The 1867-nt window shown below is 56.1% G+C and carries 1 rRNA gene (only partly in view); it reads right to left on the bottom strand.

The window, feature by feature from the left end:
- Positions 1-44: 44 nt before the first annotated feature.
- Positions 45-1867: ribosomal RNA gene (locus ACFTZB_RS10315) — 23S ribosomal RNA — on the bottom strand; it runs 1377 nt beyond the window's last position.

The following is a 1867-nucleotide window of genomic DNA, read 5'->3' as shown; positions in this document are numbered from 1 at the left end:
ACGTGTGTTGTTTCAGATACTGCACAGTGGACGCGTAGCTTCTTTGTGGTAAGTCCTCGGCCTATTAGTACCAGTCACCTGCACCCGTTACCGGGCTTCCAGTTCTGGCCTATCAACCCGGTGGTCTGCCGGGGGCCTTACCCCCTCGAGGGGGTGAGAAACCTCATCTTGGAACAGGCTTCCCGCTTAGATGCTTTCAGCGGTTATCCCTTCCGAACGTAGCTAACCAGCGGTGCTCCTGGTGGAACAACTGGCACACCAGAGGTTCGTCCGTCCCGGTCCTCTCGTACTAGGGACAGCCTTCCTCAAGTTTCTAACGCGCGCGGCGGATAGAGACCGAACTGTCTCACGACGTTCTAAACCCAGCTCGCGTGCCGCTTTAATGGGCGAACAGCCCAACCCTTGGGACCTACTCCAGCCCCAGGATGCGACGAGCCGACATCGAGGTGCCAAACCATCCCGTCGATATGGACTCTTGGGGAAGATCAGCCTGTTATCCCCGGGGTACCTTTTATCCGTTGAGCGACACCGCTTCCACTTGCCGGTGCCGGATCACTAGTCCCGACTTTCGTCCCTGCTCGACCTGTCAGTCTCACAGTCAAGCTCCCTTGTGCACTTGCACTCGACACCTGATTGCCAACCAGGCTGAGGGAACCTTTGGGCGCCTCCGTTACATTTTGGGAGGCAACCGCCCCAGTTAAACTACCCACCAGGCACTGTCCCTGAACCAGATCATGGTCCGAGGTTAGAGGTCCAATACGATCAGAGTGGTATTTCAACAACGACTCCACACTCACTGGCGTGAGCGCTTCACAGTCTCCCACCTATCCTACACAAACCGAACCGAACACCAATACCAAGCTGTAGTGAAGGTCCCGGGGTCTTTTCGTCCTGCCGCGCGTAACGAGCATCTTTACTCGTAATGCAATTTCGCCGAGTCTATGGTTGAGACAGCTGAGAAGTCGTTACGCCATTCGTGCAGGTCGGAACTTACCCGACAAGGAATTTCGCTACCTTAGGATGGTTATAGTTACCACCGCCGTTTACTGGGGCTTAAATTCTCAGCTTCGCCACAAGTGGCTAACCGGTCCTCTTAACCTTCCAGCACCGGGCAGGCGTCAGTCCGTATACATCGTCTTACGACTTCGCACGGACCTGTGTTTTTAGTAAACAGTCGCTTCTCACTGGTCTCTGCGGCCCCACCCAGCTCACACTGCAAGAGTGATCACCAAACGAGGCCCCCCTTCTCCCGAAGTTACGGGGGCATTTTGCCGAGTTCCTTAACCATAGTTATCTCGATCGCCTTAGTATTCTCTACCTGACCACCTGTGTCGGTTTGGGGTACGGGCCGTGTGAAAGCTCGCTAGAGGCTTTTCTCGGCAGCATAGGATCACTGAATTCGCCTCATTCGGCTATGCGTCACCTCTCAGGCTGTGTGAATGGCGGATTTGCCTACCATTCGCCCTACAGGCTTACACCAGTATTACCACTGACTGGCTCAGCTACCTTCCTGCGTCACCCCATCGCTTGGCTACTACCAGATCAGGTCCCATGCATCCACATCCAGGGCCCCCGAAGGGACGTAAGGACGCTTCAGGATGGTTAGTATCACTGATTCACCAGGGGCGCGTTCACACGGGTACGGGAATATCAACCCGTTGTCCATCGGCTACGCCTGTCGGCCTCGTCTTAGGTCCCGACTCACCCTGGGCGGATTAACCTGGCCCAGGAACCCTTGGTCATTCGGCGGACGAGTTTCTCACTCGTCTTTCGCTACTCATGCCTGCATTCTCACTCGTGTGGCCTCCACGGCTGGGTCACCCCGCCGCTTCCATGGCCACACGACGCTCCCCTACCCACCCACACC

Origin of the sequence: Rhodococcus sp. NPDC057014 (assembly GCF_042673295.1) — a bacterium.
Classification (GTDB): domain Bacteria; phylum Actinomycetota; class Actinomycetes; order Mycobacteriales; family Mycobacteriaceae; genus Rhodococcus_F.
Note: the sequence above shows the minus strand (reverse complement) of the source record. Positions and strands in the feature narration are given on the sequence as shown.